The sequence below is a fragment of the Thalassotalea sediminis genome (genome assembly GCF_030295915.1).
GTDB lineage: Bacteria > Pseudomonadota > Gammaproteobacteria > Enterobacterales > Alteromonadaceae > Thalassotalea_C > Thalassotalea_C sediminis.
Genome location: NZ_AP027361.1, coordinates 1,885,163 through 1,903,201 on the forward strand (window position 1 = coordinate 1,885,163; position 18,039 = coordinate 1,903,201).

An 18,039-nucleotide genomic window follows, 5' to 3' on the forward strand; every position below is an offset into this window, starting at 1 on the left:
CAAAAAGTTCTTTACTGGGCGTTCAACAAGCGCTAAATTAGGACTAAATGTAGTTTAGTTACAATGAAAAGATAAAATTAGAGAATTATCCCTATGAAAAATACTGAACAACAGTCGGCTAGTGAAATTGTACTCTTCGGTGCGCTTGGTGACTTGTCTCGCCGCAAATTATTACCCGCGTTATATCAATTAGATCATGTTGGCTTGTTAAATGACGAAAGTCGTATTATTGGCGCTGCACGACAAGGCATCTCTCTTGAAGAATTTACTGACTTTGTTATGGAGAACTTAACGACGTTCGTTAAAGAGGGATTAGATGAAAAAACTTTAGCTCGCTTCAAAGCGCGTTTGGTATATCAACAATTAGACTTCAAGCAAACTGAAAGCTACAACACGCTTGCTGACACACTTGCTGATGGTCACGAAACACGTATTTATTATTTTTCTACGCCACCGGCTATTTACGGTGATATTACTGACGGTTTAAAAAATGCTGGGTTAGTCACAGACGCAGATCGTGTCGTGATGGAAAAACCAATCGGACATTGCCTTGAGTCGTCAAAAGTTATTAATGATCAAGTTTCGCGTTATTTCAACGAAAATCAAATTTACCGTATTGATCATTACCTTGGTAAAGAAACGGTGCTTAATTTACTTGTGCTACGTTTTGCAAATTCATTGTTTACGACAAACTGGGATCGTAACTGTATTGACCATGTGCAAATAACTGTTGCTGAAAGTGTTGGTATAGAAGGGCGATGGGGTTTTTATGATGAAGCCGGTCAAATGCGTGATATGGTTCAAAATCATTTATTACAAATTTTATCTTTATTGGCAATGGAACCTCCTGCTGATTTAAGTGCTGATAGTATTCGTGATGAAAAATTGAAAGTGATTAAGGCATTAGTGCCGATAACACGTCAAAACGTAAAAGATACAACGGTTCGTGGTCAGTATACCGATGGCTTCTTAAATGGTGGCCCTGTACCTGGATATCTCAATGAAGAAGGTGCGAACGAAAATAGTAACACTGAAACGTTTGTTGCAATTAAAGCAGAAATTGACAATTGGCGTTGGTCTGGTGTGCCATTTTACTTACGTACAGGTAAGAGAATGCCGGCAAAACACAGTGAAATTGTTGTGCACTTTAAACCACAACCACATAATATTTTTAAAGACAGTCACGCGGATTTACCTGCGAATAAGTTAACTATTCGTCTTCAACCTGATGAAGGGGTTGAATTACAAATGATGAATAAAATTCCAGGTATTGCTTCACAACTTAATATCCATGAAAACAAACTCGATTTGAGTTTTTCTGAAATTTATCAAGATCAACGCGTTGTTGATGCGTATGAACGTTTAATGCTTGAAGTTATTAACGGTAACCAATCTCTATTTGTTCGTCGTGATGAAGTTGAAGCGGCGTGGAGTTGGGCAGACGGTATTATTGAAGCTTGGCAGTCAAGTAATGAAGCACCAAAACCATATGCAGCGGGCTCTTGGGGACCAGTGTCTTCAATTTCACTTATCGCTCGTGATGATCGTCAATGGGTAGAATAATATGCATCAATTAAATGAATTTGATACACGAGAAGCTTTAGATGCCGCGCTGGCTGATAAAGTCGCGAATATTTTATCGGATGCTGTAGCACTTAAAGGTCGTGCAAGTATTGCAGTATCCGGAGGCTCTACACCGAAAGGTTTTTTTCATGCCTTGTCAAAGAAAGACTTACCTTGGTCAGATATAACCGTCACACTTGCTGACGAACGATGGGTGAGTATTGATAGTGATGCGAGTAATACGCGTCTAGTGCATGAAAACTTACTGCAAAATAATGCCATTAACGCTAAATTTTTTCACCTCAAGCAAGGTGAAGCGTTAACGCAAGAAACATTGGCAGATTTAAATTTAGCGGCTAAAAGTGCGTTGTTGCCGCTAGATGTTTTGATTTTGGGAATGGGTGAAGACGGGCATACTGCTTCACTATTTCCTTGCAGTGAACAAATTGACGAATGTTTGGCCTCGTCAACATCACCGCTTTTAAAGGTTAAGCCTACAACTGCACCACATGAACGTATATCGTTTAGTTTTGCGTACTTAAAGCCTAGTAAAAACACTATTTTGCATATTAGTGGTCTAAATAAGAAAGCGGTATTGGAAAAAGCACTATCAGAAACAGATAGACGAGCAATGCCAATCAGAGCATTTTTGCACGACCCTGAAATTAACACTCAAGTGTATTGGGCGGAGTAACTTATGAATAAAAAGATTTTAGCAATTACTGAACGCATTATTGAGCGCAGTAAAGACTCTCGCAAGGCTTACCTTGCCAAGATAGAACGTGAAAAAGCAACGACGGTTCATCGTGCGAACTTATCGTGTGGTAACTTAGCACATGGCTTCGCAGCATGTAGTAAGCAAGAAAAAGATGTATTGCGTGGTATAAACCATTCAGATATTGCGATTGTCTCGGCATACAACGATATGTTATCTGCTCATCAGCCTTATGAAACCTACCCAGAAGTGATTAAGGAAGCTGTTGCTGAAACGGGTGGTGTTGCACAATTTGCAGGTGGTGTGCCAGCAATGTGTGACGGTGTTACACAGGGCCAGCCTGGTATGGATTTAAGCTTAATGAGCCGCGATGTTATAGCAATGTCGAGCGCAGTAGCGTTATCTCATAACATGTTCGATGGCGCATTAATGCTTGGTATTTGCGATAAAATAGTACCCGGCTTACTCATCGCTTCAATGACGTTTGGCCACTTACCCATTGTTTTTGTTCCTGCTGGACCAATGCCATCAGGTATACCAAATAAAGAAAAAGCGCGTGTTCGTCAGCAATTTGCTAAAGGTGAAATTGGAGAAGATAAGCTACTTGAAGCAGAATCTGCTTCATACCATACTGCAGGCACCTGTACCTTTTTTGGCACAGCCAATTCTAATCAATTAGTTGTTGAAGTGATGGGGTTACATTTACCAGGTGCGTCTTTTGTGCCGCCTAATACTCCATTACGAGAAGAATTAACAAAAGCTGCAGCACGTCAGGTTACGCGGTTAACGCAACAATCTGGCAATTATATGCCTGTTGGTAAAATGATTGATGAAAAATCTATTGTTAATGCCATTGTTGCATTGCTTGCAACAGGTGGTTCTACAAACTTAACTATGCATATAATCGCGTTTGCGCGAGCCGCAGGTATAATTATTAACTTCCAAGATTTTAATGATTTATCTGATGCTGTGCCACTGATCACACGTATCTATCCAAACGGTCATGCTGATGTTAATCATTTCCAACAATCTGGTGGTATGGCGTTACTTTTCAAAGAATTGTTAGGCGCAGGTCTATTACATCCAGATGTTGAAACAATCTGTGGTTCGGGTCTTGAACGTTATACCAAACAACCTGAAATAGTTGATGGCAAATTACAATGGGTAGACAGCACAGATGTGTCAGGTGATCCAGAAGTTATTGCAACAACTCAATCTCCTTTCAAACCTGATGGTGGATTAAAAGTACTCAAAGGTAACTTAGGTACTTCAGTATTGAAAACATCTTCTTTACGCGATGGTAGTTTTGTTATCAAGGCGCCGGCAGTTGTCTTTGAAGATCAGCACGAACTAGATGCAGCATTTAAATCAGGCGCTCTAGATAAGGATTTTGTCGCTGTTGTACGTTTCCAAGGGCCTAAAGCGCGTGGTATGCCTGAATTACATAAGCTAACGCCACCGTTAGGTGTATTGCAAGATAAAGGCTATAAAGTGGCATTGGTTACAGATGGCCGTATGTCTGGCGCATCAGGTAAAGTGCCAGCTGCCATTCATTTATGCCCAGAGGCACTTGATGGTGGTTTGATCGCAAAAGTACAAACTGGCGATATGATTTTGGTTGATGGTGAGTCGGGCGAATTAACCCTACTTGTCGATGAAGCTGAACTTGCAAAGCGCGATAACGCACAATTCCAAGTTAATGGTCATCACCAGGGTATGGGACGTGAATTGTTTGGCTTTATGCGCCGCAATTTAAGTACTGCTGACACAGGTGCATGTTCATTATTTGATGAAGGTTCTACGTTATGAGTCAAGCGACCATTAATTTAGTTGCTGATATTGGTGGTACAAATATTCGTTTAGGTATTGCTAGAGCGAATGGTGAAGTGAATGAATTAACCGTTTATCAATGTCGTGACTTTGATAGCTTAGAAGCGGTTGTTGCTCACTATATCAATGAAAATCATATCGCTAACAATACCATAAATGCATGTTTCGCTATTGCTTGCCCTGTGGATAAAGACGTCATTCAAATGACAAACTTACCTTGGCAATTTTCGGTAAGTGAAATTAAAGCACACCTAAATTTAAATAAGTTGCTGTTAATTAACGATTATACAGCCATTGCTTATGCGGTGCCGTATCTTAATGATGATCAAAAAATACAAATTGGTGAAGGTGACGTTGTCAATAATAAACCGATATCAATTTGTGGACCTGGTACAGGTTTAGGTGTCGCTAATGTTATACCAGTAGGTGATAAATGGCATGCGGTAAGCGGTGAAGGTGGCCATGTAGACTTTGCGCCAATCGACGAAGTGGAAGTAAAAATCTTCCAATATCTTGATAAAAAATATCCGCATGTTTCATATGAACAGTTACTGTCAGGGCTTGGAATAGAGCAGATATATCAAGCATTAAATGAATATTATCAAACGCAATTGCCAACACGGTCAGCCAGTGAAATTTCTGAACTTGGCCTTGCAGGAAGTTGCCGTATTTGTAAACAAACATTAGATCAGTTTTGTAAAACGTTGGGTAGTTTCGCCGGTAATTTAGCCTTAACTATGTCAAGTTTTGGCGGTGTTTATATTGCCGGTGGCATTGTGCCACGTTTTATTGAGTTTTTTAAAAATAGTGAGTTTAGAAGCAGGTTTGAGAGTAAAGGGCGCCTAAGTCCATTTAATCACAACATTCCAACCTTTGTGATCACAGAATCGCAGCCAGGGATATTAGGTGCTTCAGCTTATCTTCGACAACATAATAAAGAGGAATTATGACGTTAGCTAAAAATTGGCAAATTCAGCCAAAAGATCTGTTTGCCCTTGGGCCAGTTGTACCAGTATTAGTGATCAAGAATGTCGAAGATGCATTACCAATCGCTGAAGCCTTACTTGCTGCAGACGTAAAAGTGTTGGAAGTTACACTTCGAACACCTGCTGCATTGGATGTGATCAAAACGATTGCAAAAGAGCTGCCCGAAGCGGTAGTTGGTGCTGGTACGGTAACTAACCGCGAATTATTGCAAAGGTCAGCAGATGCAGGTGCCAAATTTGCTATTAGTCCGGGCTTGACTAAAGATTTATTACAAGCGGGTAATGAAGGTGAATGTGCGTTAATACCCGGTATTTCTTCGATATCAGAATTGATGGATGGTATTGACTATGGCTATGACCATTTTAAATTCTTTCCTGCGGAAGCATCGGGTGGGGTAAAAGCCATTCAGTCAATTGGCGGGCCATTCCCTGATATTCGTTTTTGTCCTACAGGTGGTATTAATTTAAACAACATAAAGAACTACTTAGCATTGAAAAATGTATTGTGCTGTGGTGGTTCATGGTTAGTTTCTGACGAAATTGTTGCCGCTAAAGATTGGGGCAAAATTACCGAGTTGGCAAAACAAACATTAGCGCATGTGAAATAATGTTATTTGCGGATAAAAAAACCAGCTTAGGCTGGTTTTTTTGTTGTTAGCGCATTTGACGTTTAATAAAGTTCATTACCTGAAGATTTTCCATTCAGTAAACAGGTCAAGTTACTTATAGTAGTTTGCGCAATTGTTTCAAGTGCTTCTTGGGTAAAGAAACCTTGATGACCCGTGATAACGACATTAGGAAAAGACAATAATCTTTCAAAAACATCATCTTGAATAATGGTATTAGAAAGATCTTCAAAGAAGAGCTCACTTTCAAGTTCGTAAACGTCTAAACCAAGTAAACTAATTTTTCGGGTTTTTAAGGCATTTATCAAAGCATGGCTGTCTATTAAACCACCGCGACTTGTATTTATTAACATTACGCCATTTTTCATGTTGGCAATGGCTTGTTCATCAATGAGATGTTGGGTTTGGGGGGTTAAAGGGCAATGTAAACTAACAATATCTGCATTTGTTAACAATTCATCTAAAGCGACATAATTAGCACCTAGTTGCGTTATTTCTTCACTTGGCGAAGGGTCATAGCACAATACATGGCAGCCAAATCCTTGCAGGATTCTAACCGTTGCTTTGCCAATATTGCCAGTACCAATTATACCGACCGTTTTCTTATGTAAGTTAAACCCCATTAAGCCGTCTAAAGCAAAGTTGCCTTCTCTTACTCTATTATAAGCTTTGTGATATTTTCGACTTAACGTTAGCATAAGACCAATGGTATGTTCTGCAACCGCCTCGGGAGAGTATTCGGGCACACGACATAAGGTGAAACCAAGAGATTTGGCGCATGGTAAGTCGATGTTATTAAACCCTGCACATCGTAATGCAATCGTCTTAATATTGAAATCACTTAAGGTCTCTAATACTTTTTTGTTTATGTTATCATTAACAAAAACACATACAGCATCAGCGCCTTTAGCTAATGCTACCGTTTCTTGACATAACTTTGCTTCAATAAAATTAAACGAAAATTTATTATCAACGTTAAATTTATTGAGATATTCAATGTCATACTTTTTTGTGCTGAACACGGCAATTTCAAACATTACGCTTCCCTGTTAAGTATGGTAAACCAATTAGTTATTCACTTTACACAAAAGCAACAGTTAAATCATCCTGTTGTCTGGTGTTCTCGTTAGATAATCGCTAAGCTAGCCATTCATTTTTAGTATTAGGATAATAACAAGTGAAAACTAAAATGCGTACTGTAATCGCGGCTTGTTTTGTTAGTTTTTGCGCAACAAGCGCTGCGAATAACGAGTTTAATCAAGCATATAACTCTTTCGAGTTATCAACGTTAAAAAAAGACATTAAAACATTATCTTCAGATAAATTTGAAGGGAGAGAGCCTTCTGGTGTAGGTGAAAAACTTACAACAGATATGCTAATAAAGCGTTTTAAAGCGCTTGGCTTGAAACCTGGTAACGGTGATAATTATACACAAGCCGTTCCTATGGTCAGCATTACGAGTAAGCCTACTACATCGCTTAATATTGCCGATCTTGATTTTGAATTTCCGACAAACTTTGTCGCTACATCTCGTAAAACAAAAAAAGACATCGCGTTAACAGATTCTGAATTAGTGTTTGTTGGTTACGGTATAAATGCACCTGAATATGATTGGAATGATTATCAAAATATTGATGTCAAAGGAAAAACGGTTGTTGTATTGGTTAATGATCCAGGCTTTGCAACGCAAAATAACCAGCTCTTCAATGGCAATACGATGACATACTATGGCCGTTGGATTTATAAATACGAAGAAGCCGCAAGACAGGGCGCAGCTGGGGCGATTATTGTTCACGAAATAAAGCCTGCTAGCTATGGTTGGAACGTTATAGAAAGCAGTTGGACAGGCGCGCAGTATCATTTACCAGCGAAAGAAGTTAATGAACCTGCTATTGATGTTGAAATGTGGATTAGTGTTGACAAAGCGAAGGCATTATTTGCCAAAGCTGGCAAAGACTTTAACGAGATGAAAGCGTTAGCGTTAGAGAAAGACTTTAAAGCAGTGCCACTAAATTTAACCGCAAGCATTAAGTTAGAGAATGAGATTAAATCGTCAACCTCAAACAATGTTATCGCAACTATAAAGGGGAGCGAACGTCCAGATGAGCATGTCCTTTACATGGGACATTGGGATCATCTTGGCAGTTATATTGCGGACGGTAAGAAAGTAATTTACAACGGTGCGCATGACAATGCTACAGGTACCGCAGGTTTAATGCATATAGCGAAAGCATATCAAACACTTGGAAAAGCACCTAAACGCTCAATAACCTTTGTTGCTGTTACGGCTGAAGAACAAGGGAGACTGGGGTCTCGTTATTTTGCTAATCATCCTACGATCCCATTAAAGCAAATTGTTGGCTTAATAAACATGGATAGCTTAGATATTACTGGAAAGAAAAAAGACGTCACCGTAGTGGGTTTTGGCAAATCAGAGTTAGAAGTGTACCTAGAGCAAGCAGCAAAACGTCAAATTCGCACGCTCACACCAGAACAAACACCTGAGCGTGGTTATTATTATCGTTCAGATCACTTTAGTTTAGCTAAAAAAGGGGTGCCAGCGTTGAGTGCGGGCGGCGGTTCTGTTTGGTTAAATGCTGAAGAAAAACAAATTGGTAAACGTGTTAAAGGAGACGTTGCTCGCTGCTATCACCAGGCCTGTGATGAATACAATGAAGCTTGGGGGTGGCGTGGTTTAATTGCTGAATTACAGCTATTTTTCGAAACAGGTTACTTGCTTGCTGAATCTAATGACTGGCCTAACTGGCGTGAAGGTACTGAATTTAAAGCTATGCGCGATGAAATGATGAAATAAGATCTTTAGGTTGTTGAAAGTAAAAAGCCACCTGTTAACTAGGTGGCTTTTTCGTTTTCAGCCTTAAACTATTATCTACAATAGGTGTTATCAATTAATAGCTTTTGCATGAAAGGATTTTATCTTTTAAAAAGGGTTAGCCACCTTCGTGATTGCAATATTAAAAACAATATACTTAAAAAGTGGCTATGTTGTTTACTCCAACACTATTTTTTGTATTTTTCAAACCATGCAAGCGTGTTTTCAATTTTAGCGATCATTCTCGATGGCTTGCCAGCTATCCCGTGAGAAGCACCTGGTACTTTTACTAAAACGGTATCTATTTTTCGTAATTTAAGCGCTTGGTAATATTGCTCAGTTTGTGCCATTGGCGTACGTAAGTCTTCTTCACCTGTCATAAGCATTGTTGGTGTTGTAACATTGCCAACCAAAGACATGGGTGATCGTTGCCAATAATGCTCAACGTGCTCCCAAGGCATGCCTGGAAACTGTGTTGGAATTTGGCGTAAACCACTATCTGCAGTTAATACTTTACTTAGCCAATTGATTACAGGTTTAACAACAACGGCTGCTGAGAACCTATCAGTTAGACCAATTGCGTATGCCGTTGCAATACCTCCTGCAGAACCGCCGGCAATAAACAGGTTGTCTTTATCAATAAACCCTTTAGCTATCATAGCGTCTACGCCGCTGTTATGATCTGCAAAGTCTTCTTTAGAGCTATATTTGTATTTTAATAACATTGCAAAGCGCTCACCATAAGAACTACTACCACGATGATTATCATAAAACACCACATAACCTTGCGCAGCATAACGTTGTAATTCTGCTGAAAAGTGCGGGCCATAAGCTAAATGTGGGCCACCATGAATCTCTAATAACAATGGATATTTTTTATTCGGATCAAAGTTTGGCGGAGTGATGTACCAACCTTGAATATTTTCACCGTCAAACGACGATTTATAGTTTATTTCGTGCACTTGGCCAAGCGATTTATGCGCCAGTAGATCTTCATTTAGTTTCGTTAGCTGTCTAACTTTACCTTGTGCATTTATCATCGCTACATCACTTGGACGCTGACTCGTTCCTTTAGTAAACACAATGTTACCTGAATCATTCGCATGGAATTCACCACTAATGTAAGGACGACCTAAAGTTGTACCTGACAAGGTGTCTGTTAGGTCTTCAATTTTACCTTTGGTGGTAATTGTCGCAACTTTACGTTTGCCAAAATCGTCATATGCAATGGCAAGTTTATTGTCGTTTAACCATTTAGGACTTCTAATAGAACGATCAAATTCTTGCGCAATTAACGTGCTTTTTTTTGTCGACCATTGCATCAGTGTTAACTTTGCGTTTCTGTAAGGGTTTAACGCATTTGAAGTAGCCAAATAAGCAAGTGTTTTGCCATTACCTGAAAAGCTAGGGCCATATTCACGTCCAGGTGCATTAGTAAGTTGTGTCAATGTACCGTCTTTAATTGCTACAGAGAATAAATCACCTTCTAATCCTTTATATTCCCAGTCATCACGCCTGTTAGCTGAGAAAACGATTGCATCACTGCTCGCAGTCCACGCTAACGTACCACGATGATGATAGTTTCCTTGCGTAAGCTGGCGTGGCGTACCACCATCTGAGGGCATAACAAAAACATGGCTGTAGCCAGGTTCGATTAGGCCGCGGCCATCAGCTTGGTAGTATGCTTTGTCTATAACGATAACAGGTTTTGCCCATTTAGCGCCTTTCGGTTTTTTCGGCATTTTAGCCAGTTTAGTGCTTGGCGCACTCACTTTTTGACTAAAGGCCAACCACTTGCCATCAGGAGACCAAGTTAAACTGGAAATACCTGATTGTAACTGGCTGACCATTGCTGTGCGATTGCTATCGAGATAATGGATATGTATTTGATATTTACCACTTAAATTACTAATAAATGCTAGTTTTTTACCGTCAGGAGACCATCGTGGTTGAGAATATTGCTTTTCATCAGAGAAGAGTGGCATATGTTGACCTGAGGTTATATCTAACAGCCATAGATCTCTGTTCTTACCGTCTTTCATAATATCGTAGGCATTACGTACATAAACGGCGGTTTTACCGTCAGGTGAAAGGCGTGGATCTGATGCGTACTCAAGCGAGAAGATGTCTTTAGCATTAAAAACATCTGCCGCCAACGTAATGCTTGGGGCAAGGGCTGTTAGCCAAAGTAGTTTGCGAAGCGTAGGCTTTAACATGTAGGGTTCCATTTTTAAGTAGTTATAAAAGTATTCTATGGTAAGTCACTTTTTTTACACTGTTATTGGTCGCTGAAAAGACTCTCTTTAACGAGTTTGTTACAAATAAAGTGTACTAAATTTTATATCCGTGACTACAATTACCGCTTTGAGTTAGAGTTTTATAGAGTAATTTAAGTAAAAATAAGTGTTGGTTTAAAAATATATGAATATAACAATAAAAGAAGCAACAAGTGCAGATGCTAAAAATATAGCACCAGTATTTGATTTATACCGTCAGTTTTATGCTCAGGAGTCAGATTTAGCGCTTGCATTTAATTTTATCGAAGACCGCCTGTCACGAGGTGAATCAACAATTTACATTGCGATTGACAATGAAAATAACGTACTTGGTTTTACACAGTTATTTCCAAGCTTTTCGTCTGTGTCGGCAAAAGCTACCTGGATTTTAAATGATTTGTTTGTTGTGGAAGAGGCAAGGGGATTAGGTGTTGGCAAATTACTACTTGAACGGGCTGAATCGCTAGCTGTAGCTTCTAACGCTAAAGGCATAGGGTTAGAGACAACTAAAGACAATGTTTCCGCACAAAAATTATATGAATCATTAGGCTATGAAATAGCAGATGGTTTTCTGCATTACTTTAAAACACTTTAAAGTAAGTACCTCAAAATAAGTCGCTCAAAGTAGGGATGCAGAGGAGACAAAAGTCAAACTGTGCATTCCGTACTCCATCGTTTATAACGCATTAAATAGCGTTTTTTCGTTACTCCCTTGCGGTATTGTATTTATTAAAAAATCGTGAGCACTTTTTTATTCAACATTATAAACGCAAAAGAGCCGCCCTAAGGCAGCTCTTTCTGAAGATGGTACGTCCGAGTGAATTCGAATCACCGACCTCGTCCATGTCAAGGACGCGCTCTAACCAACTGAGCTACGGACGTAAAATTGTGCTATTTATTCTTAATCGAATACGGTGCATACCGTTGTAACTTGACGTTAACGCAAGCACTTCGTTGAAAATAAACCCTGATATTCAACGGAGCGCTATGTTAGCGATCTGATATTCGTCTTGCAAGCAATTTTAAATTATTTATTTAAAATAAATGTTTGTTTGCCTAACAAATGCACATATCGGTGTTAAAAGTAACATTAGGCTTGCATCGCAAATCGATGTTGAACAACTTTTAAACGCCATCCTAATAGGACAGCAGCAGTAGTGAGGCCTGATATAATACCAATCCAAAATCCATATGCGCCAATAGGCTCCATTATCCAGTCTGTCAGACCTAGCACTAAACCAACACTTAATCCGACCAACCAATATGAAATAAAGGTCAAGTATAAAATTGCCGTAGTATCTTTATAGCCACGTAACGCTCCGGCTGCAATAACTTGTATTGCATCTGAAAATTGAAACAGTGTTGCAAGAAACATTAAGCTAGCTGCCAACTCAATAACAACGACTTCTCGACTATAGATTTCTGCTATTTCATAACGAAAAGTTAAGGTAAATAGTGCTGTAAATACGGCGATTAATAACCCCAATGCAATTGAATAACTGCATACTTGTTTTGCTTGTTCAATTTGCTTATTACCTATTGCGGTGCCTACTAATATAGTAACTGCCATCGCTAAACTTAGTGGGATCATAAAAATTAACCCGGAAAAGTTAATCACAATTTGATGGCTAGCCACTGTTTCAGCACCAAAAGGTGCTAAAATCACAGCAACAACACCAAATAGGCTTACTTCAAACAGTAAAGATAAAGCAATTGGTACACCGAGTATTAATATATATTTGATTTCATGCCAATTGGGTAAATAGAGCTTGTCAAAAATAGGAGCATGCTTTAAATGTTTACTGAAAATACAGTAAAGATACATACTAATACACATAACCCAATAAACAATAGCCGTTGCGATACCACACCCTGCGCCACCATAAGCGGGTATGTCCCCATAACCATAGATAAAAATATAGTTAGCAGGAATGTTGATCAGTAATCCTACAACGCTAACAATCATGGTAGGGCGGGTATGAGACAAACCTTCAGAATAATTTCTAAAGACCAAATATAAACAAAAACCTGGTCCACCCCAAACCACATATTCTAAGTAATCAAATAGCAGCTGTTTTAGTTGCGGCTCTATTGGAACAGTTGTGTACAAATACGGCGCTATTGCATAGTAAATGGCAATAAGTACTACCGACATGAATACAGATATCCAAGCTGTTTGCTGTGTAGCTGCACCAATTTTTGTATAATCTTTGGCGCCAGCATATTGAGATACAATCGCTGCAAGCGCCATTATGACACCTGAAATCGTTAATATAATAGGTAACCAAATACTGCTTGCTACAGCGATAGCAGCCATATCAGTTGAACTCACTCGACCGGCCATAACGGTATCGGCAAAGCCCATTAATGTTTGGATAAGTTGGGCGATCAAAATGGGATACGCTAAGGTCATTAACCTTTTCGTATTATCAATAAAACCTTGAATGTGCATTAGTTGTGGTACTTAAAATAACAGGGCGCTAAAATGCGGTACTTTTAATAAAGTAGGATCATATATGTTTACCGGTATTGTGCAATCACAAGCTGAAATTATTTCTGCTAATGTAAATAATGCGTTAATGAGGTTAGTCGTTTCAGGAGATGTTTTACTGGTAGACCGTCTAGCGAAAGGAGCAAGTATCGCGGTAAATGGCTGTTGCTTAACGGTTGTCGATTTTTATAAGCAGCAGGATAAAAGCGTTATTGAATTTGATGTTATCGATGAAACATTGCGACTAACAAACTTAGGAACATTAACCGTAGGCGAGTTTGTTAATATTGAACGTTCGTTAAAAATGGGCGACGAGCTTGGTGGTCATATTGTTAGCGGTCATATTCATGGTACAGCAAAAGTTAATAATATTTCGCAAACCCCCACGAACTGCCAAATAACGTTTGAAATGGATACTGCATGGAAAAAGTATGTGCTAGAAAAAGGTTTCATTACTATTAACGGAATAAGTTTAACTGTCGGAAATATTACTGATAATCAATTTAACGTGCACTTAATACCGGAAACATTAGCGCGCACTAATTTGGCTTATTTAACGACTGAAAGTTATGTAAATATTGAGTGTGATCAGCAAACGATCACCATCGTTAACACTATCGAGCGTATGAAGATAACCACCAATTAAAATATTTGTTCGTCGTCACAGTTTACCGCAAGCTCTATTTTTTGTCGGTATTCATCAATGTGCATGTTTAGATGAATGTCATTACAACAGGCCGAACATTCGTCATAATAATCTTGGTCGCCCGATGTTGGGTCTATGGTAACAAAAACATGGTGTCCACAATGTGGGCACTCTATTCTCAGATCAGTGACTTTTTGAGGAAAAGAGTCATGAGGCATATGTCCTCCAAGATGCGTTACATCACAATGGTAGCCTTACTTCTAAGTATGATCACAAATGCCAAATCTGCTACTTTCCAGACCACCTTTTATTGCTATAAATATTAGCTTTTGAATTTATTAGTTATTTCATTGGTCAAACGACAAAATACGGTGAATACAGGCTTTAGATTGGTCGATATATACACCCCCAAATAAATTGGCATGGTTCAACACATGATACAGATTATAGACGTGTTTACGCACATCATAAGCGGGTGGTAGTGGGTAATATTCATGATAGCTTTGATAGAATGCTTCAGGAAAAGCACCAAATAATTCAGTCATCGCGATATCTGCCTCCCGATCACCATAATAGCTCGCCGGATCAAATATAACCGGTTGCTGATGCGAAAACCCCACGTTTCCACGCCATAAATCGCCGTGTAATAAACAAGGTTTTACTTGATGATTTAACAAGATCTGATGGCAAGTGTCGGTAATAAAATCAATATCGCCTAACACAATTGATTTTTCAGTTAGCAGTTGCAATTGCCACCCGATACGTTGCTCAGCAAAAAACTGACGCCAATTGCTACTCCACCGATTTGTTTGCAACGTACTGCCAATAACATTGTCTTGTTGCCAACCAAATTGACCATGGGTTGTATGTTTGTGCATTTCGGCTAATTGTTTACCGAACAAGCGCCAAACTTTGTTCGATGGTTGGTGAAAATCGATAACGTTTAAGACTAAAAACGCACGGTCAAAAGCAATACCCGTTGTGATCACTTCTGGGCAGGCGATACATTCACTTTCCCTTATTTTATTTAGGCTGTAAGCTTCGGCTTCAAAATGTTCAAGCACAGATTTATCATTAATCTTGACGAAATACCGCTGCTTTTGCCCTGATACTAAGAAGCATTGATTAATATCACCACCTGTTATTGGAGTCGTTTCTTCAATACTAAATGAGGTTGATAATGCCTGTTCAATTGCTTTGCCAATGCTATTCCACATGTGCCTACCTCAACTTTTTTACCTACAGATAAGTATAGTGATTAATTAAAATGTTGTTGTAAGTTTTCTAATGACTTCCAAAGACTTTTTTGCGCAACTTTGTTGGCTAACCACGCAGGAATGCTGCCATTAGGGGAAGCTGAGAATTGATAAGTCACATCTATGGTTTGGTCTGATGTTTTTTTTATTTGCCAACAACCGAAGTGTAATGTCATTAATATTGTTTTTTTCGGTAAAAAAATAGGAGAGGGCTTATTAGCAACATTTATGATCATGATTTTTTCTGTATGTTTTACTACCGTTGATTTTGCTTGCATAACACGCGGACGTATAAAAAGCATACCATCAAAAAACGAGGTAATAACAGATTGCGTTTTGGAGTGTTTTTCTATACTTACATGGCTAACATTTTCCAACCAAGAGGCAACCTTCGCTTCTTGATGAAGAAATTCATAAAAGTATTCGATCGTTGTGGGCAAAACAATTCTTGCTTGCAAAGCCCTTACTTTGAACGATGGGTGCTTCGCAGTACTTACTGAAAAGTGTTCATTCTTTTGCCAAAGTCGCCATTCTAATGCAGGTTTTTCTAAACAGTATGGTTGTGCTTCTGCATACACAGCAACACAAAAAATGAAGGTAAAACTGATAAAAAATTTCATATGGCTAGGTTATCACCTTTTTGGTAAAATTGACTGCTAAATTATATTGCTTAAACGTTATTTTCCATTGCATTCAAGGTAATAATCGCCTATATTCTCACGCTAAAAATCGCGATTAAACAAGCCAGTTGAGTTAATAGTTTAACTGGTGTAAATGTTTCTTTGTTGAATTATCTTAATTTTAGTTACAAAAACATGCGACGCTTGGTATGCGCCGCCACTGTAGAAAGGAAATTTCATGCCTGTTATTACTCTCCCTGACGGAAGTCAACGTTCATTCGAAAATGCTGTGTCTGTAATGGATGTTGCGTTAGATATAGGTCCAGGTTTAGCCAAAGCGACTATTGCCGGTCGTGTAAATGGTGAACTTGTTGATGCATGTGAATTAATCGAATCAGATGCTGAATTACAATTAATTACCAATAAAGACCAAGATGGTTTAGAAATTATTCGTCATTCGTGTGCACATTTATTAGGCCATGCCATTAAACAATTATGGCCAGATACAAAAATGGCGATAGGGCCAGTTATTGATAACGGTTTTTACTACGATATTGATTTAGACCACTCAATCAATGAAGACGATATTGCTAAGCTTGAAAAGCGCATGCTTGAGCTAGCAAAAACAAACTACGACGTTGTTAAGAAAACAGTGTCATGGCAAGAAGCCCGTGATGCTTTTGAAGCTAGAGGCGAAACCTATAAAATTGAAATTCTTGACGAAAATATCGATAAAGATGACCGTCCAGGATTATATCATCATGAAGAATACGTAGACATGTGTCGAGGTCCTCACGTGCCGAGTATGCGCCACTGCCATCATTTAAAATTAATGAAAGTTGCAGGTGCTTATTGGCGTGGTGATTCAGACAACAAAATGTTACAGCGCATTTACGGTACAGCTTGGGCAGATAAAAAGCAGCTTAAGGCGTATATTCAACGTTTAGCAGAAGCTGAAAAGCGTGATCACCGTAAAATTGGTAAAACACTTGATTTATTTCATTGGCAAGAAGAAGCGCCAGGCATGGTGTTTTGGCACAACGATGGTTGGACAATATATACTGAGTTAGAAAAATACGTTCGTGAAAAGCTGCATGAATATGATTACGACGAAGTAAAAGGCCCATTAATGATGGACCGAGTACTTTGGGAGAAGTCAGGCCATTGGGACAAATACGCAGACGCTATGTTTACTACAGAGTCTGAAAAGCGTGAATACGCGATTAAACCAATGAACTGTCCTGGACACGTGCAAATTTTTAATCAAGGTTTGAAATCTTACCGTGATTTACCGTTGCGTATGGCTGAATTTGGTTGTTGTCATCGTAATGAACCGTCAGGCGCGTTGCATGGCTTAATGCGTGTGCGTGGCTTTACCCAAGATGACGCACATATTTTCTGTACAGAAGACCAAGTGCAAAGTGAAGTAACCAAATGTATTGAAATGGTTTACGACGTTTATCAAACGTTTGGCTTTGAAGATATTATTGTAAAATTATCAACACGCCCAGAAAAACGTATTGGTACAGACGAAATGTGGGATAAAGCTGAGCTTGGCTTAGCAGAAGCAATGAAGTCTAAAGGTATTGAATTTGAATACTTGCCTGGCGAAGGCGCTTTCTATGGTCCGAAAATAGAATTCACTTTACTCGACTGTTTAGGTCGCAACTGGCAGTGTGGTACGGTACAATTAGATTTCGCGTTACCTGAGCGATTAGGGGCAACGTATGTTGGTGAAGATAACGAAAGATATATGCCGGTAATGATTCACCGTGCAATTTTAGGTTCACTTGAGCGTTTTATCGGTATTTTAATCGAAGAATACTCAGGAAAATTCCCAACATGGTTGTCTCCAATTCAAGCAACTGTGATGAATATTACCGACAAACAGTCGGAATATTGTCAAAAAGTTGTTAAAAAACTAAAAGAAAATGGATTTAGAGCAAAAGTAGACTTGAGAAATGAGAAGATAGGCTTTAAAATCCGCGAGCACACTTTAAAGCGTGTTCCATATCTTTTAGTCGTAGGTGACAAAGAAATGGAAAATGGCGAAATTGCCATTCGCACAAGAAGTGGGGAAGATTTAGGAAAAATGTCGGTAGACGACTTTATTGCTAAACTAAGTGATGAAGTAAGTTCGCGGGCATAAAAGCTGTTTGAGAATACGCTCAAACCTTTTGCTAAATTGTTTGTTTAA

Annotated in this window: 15 protein-coding genes and 1 tRNA gene; 9 read left to right on the forward strand and 7 right to left on the reverse strand. The window is 39.0% G+C overall.

Annotated elements, in window-relative coordinates; translation table 11 throughout:
• Positions 1-93: 93 nt before the first annotated feature.
• Genes zwf through QUE09_RS08590 form a run of 5 tightly spaced genes read left to right on the forward strand, consistent with a single transcriptional unit; the run spans position 94 to position 5,702 of the window.
• Entirely contained in the window at positions 94-1,563 is a 1,470-nt protein-coding gene (zwf, locus tag QUE09_RS08570) for a glucose-6-phosphate dehydrogenase (RefSeq protein WP_286235783.1), read from the forward strand.
• A 1-nt stretch (position 1,564) separates the two neighbouring features.
• Positions 1,565-2,257, forward strand: a complete 693-nt coding sequence (gene pgl / locus QUE09_RS08575; RefSeq protein WP_286235784.1) for a 6-phosphogluconolactonase — start codon at positions 1,565-1,567, stop codon at positions 2,255-2,257.
• A 3-nt stretch (positions 2,258-2,260) separates the two neighbouring features.
• On the forward strand, positions 2,261-4,087 hold the full coding sequence (edd, locus tag QUE09_RS08580) for a phosphogluconate dehydratase (protein ID WP_286235785.1): 1,827 nt from the start codon (positions 2,261-2,263) through the stop codon (positions 4,085-4,087).
• Complete coding sequence (locus QUE09_RS08585) at positions 4,084-5,058, forward strand: glucokinase (RefSeq protein ID WP_286235786.1); 975 nt, start codon at positions 4,084-4,086, stop codon at positions 5,056-5,058. The genes edd and QUE09_RS08585 overlap by 4 nt, the downstream gene beginning before the upstream one ends.
• Entirely contained in the window at positions 5,055-5,702 is a 648-nt protein-coding gene (locus QUE09_RS08590; protein WP_286235787.1) for a bifunctional 4-hydroxy-2-oxoglutarate aldolase/2-dehydro-3-deoxy-phosphogluconate aldolase, read from the forward strand. The genes QUE09_RS08585 and QUE09_RS08590 overlap by 4 nt, the downstream gene beginning before the upstream one ends.
• Before the next feature lie 62 nt (positions 5,703-5,764).
• Here the strand turns inward: QUE09_RS08590 and QUE09_RS08595 are convergent, their stop codons facing one another.
• Positions 5,765-6,757, reverse strand: coding sequence for a 2-hydroxyacid dehydrogenase (locus tag QUE09_RS08595; RefSeq protein ID WP_286235788.1), 993 nt, complete (start codon positions 6,755-6,757; stop codon positions 5,765-5,767).
• 140 nt (positions 6,758-6,897) lie between these two features.
• On the opposite strand from QUE09_RS08595, the gene QUE09_RS08600 reads away from it, so the two are divergent.
• Positions 6,898-8,535, forward strand: coding sequence for a M28 family metallopeptidase (locus QUE09_RS08600; RefSeq protein WP_286235789.1), 1,638 nt, complete (start codon positions 6,898-6,900; stop codon positions 8,533-8,535).
• A 206-nt stretch (positions 8,536-8,741) separates the two neighbouring features.
• Here QUE09_RS08600 and QUE09_RS08605 read toward each other — a convergent pair whose 3' ends face one another.
• Positions 8,742-10,769, reverse strand: a complete 2,028-nt coding sequence (locus QUE09_RS08605) for a S9 family peptidase (RefSeq protein WP_286235790.1) — start codon at positions 10,767-10,769, stop codon at positions 8,742-8,744.
• Between the two features lie 205 nt (positions 10,770-10,974).
• On the opposite strand from QUE09_RS08605, the gene QUE09_RS08610 reads away from it, so the two are divergent.
• Complete coding sequence (locus QUE09_RS08610; RefSeq protein WP_286235791.1) at positions 10,975-11,424, forward strand: GNAT family N-acetyltransferase; 450 nt, start codon at positions 10,975-10,977, stop codon at positions 11,422-11,424.
• A 210-nt stretch (positions 11,425-11,634) separates the two neighbouring features.
• On the opposite strand, the gene QUE09_RS08615 is transcribed toward QUE09_RS08610, so the two are convergent.
• A tRNA-Val gene (locus QUE09_RS08615) sits at positions 11,635-11,711 on the reverse strand.
• A gap of 208 nt (positions 11,712-11,919) precedes the next feature.
• Positions 11,920-13,281, reverse strand: a complete 1,362-nt coding sequence (locus tag QUE09_RS08620) for an MATE family efflux transporter (protein WP_286235792.1) — start codon at positions 13,279-13,281, stop codon at positions 11,920-11,922.
• A gap of 64 nt (positions 13,282-13,345) precedes the next feature.
• Between QUE09_RS08620 and QUE09_RS08625 the strand changes: the two genes are divergently transcribed.
• Positions 13,346-13,966, forward strand: coding sequence for a riboflavin synthase subunit alpha (locus QUE09_RS08625; protein ID WP_286235793.1), 621 nt, complete (start codon positions 13,346-13,348; stop codon positions 13,964-13,966).
• On the opposite strand, the gene QUE09_RS08630 is transcribed toward QUE09_RS08625, so the two are convergent.
• The 3 genes from QUE09_RS08630 to QUE09_RS08640 form a co-directional block, all read right to left on the reverse strand.
• Positions 13,963-14,184 carry a CPXCG motif-containing cysteine-rich protein gene (locus tag QUE09_RS08630; protein ID WP_286235794.1) on the reverse strand — a complete coding sequence of 74 codons (222 nt, stop codon included), beginning with the start codon at positions 14,182-14,184 and terminating at the stop codon, positions 13,963-13,965. The genes QUE09_RS08625 and QUE09_RS08630 overlap by 4 nt on opposite strands.
• Before the next feature lie 129 nt (positions 14,185-14,313).
• The gene (locus QUE09_RS08635) at positions 14,314-15,183 is read right to left on the reverse strand and encodes a fructosamine kinase family protein (protein ID WP_286235795.1); all 870 of its coding nucleotides are present in this window, start codon (positions 15,181-15,183) and stop codon (positions 14,314-14,316) included.
• A 41-nt stretch (positions 15,184-15,224) separates the two neighbouring features.
• On the reverse strand, positions 15,225-15,842 hold the full coding sequence (locus tag QUE09_RS08640) for an SRPBCC family protein (RefSeq protein ID WP_286235796.1): 618 nt from the start codon (positions 15,840-15,842) through the stop codon (positions 15,225-15,227).
• 238 nt (positions 15,843-16,080) lie between these two features.
• Between QUE09_RS08640 and thrS the strand changes: the two genes are divergently transcribed.
• Entirely contained in the window at positions 16,081-17,991 is a 1,911-nt protein-coding gene (gene thrS, locus QUE09_RS08645) for a threonine--tRNA ligase (RefSeq protein ID WP_286235797.1), read from the forward strand.
• Positions 17,992-18,039 lie beyond the last annotated feature (48 nt).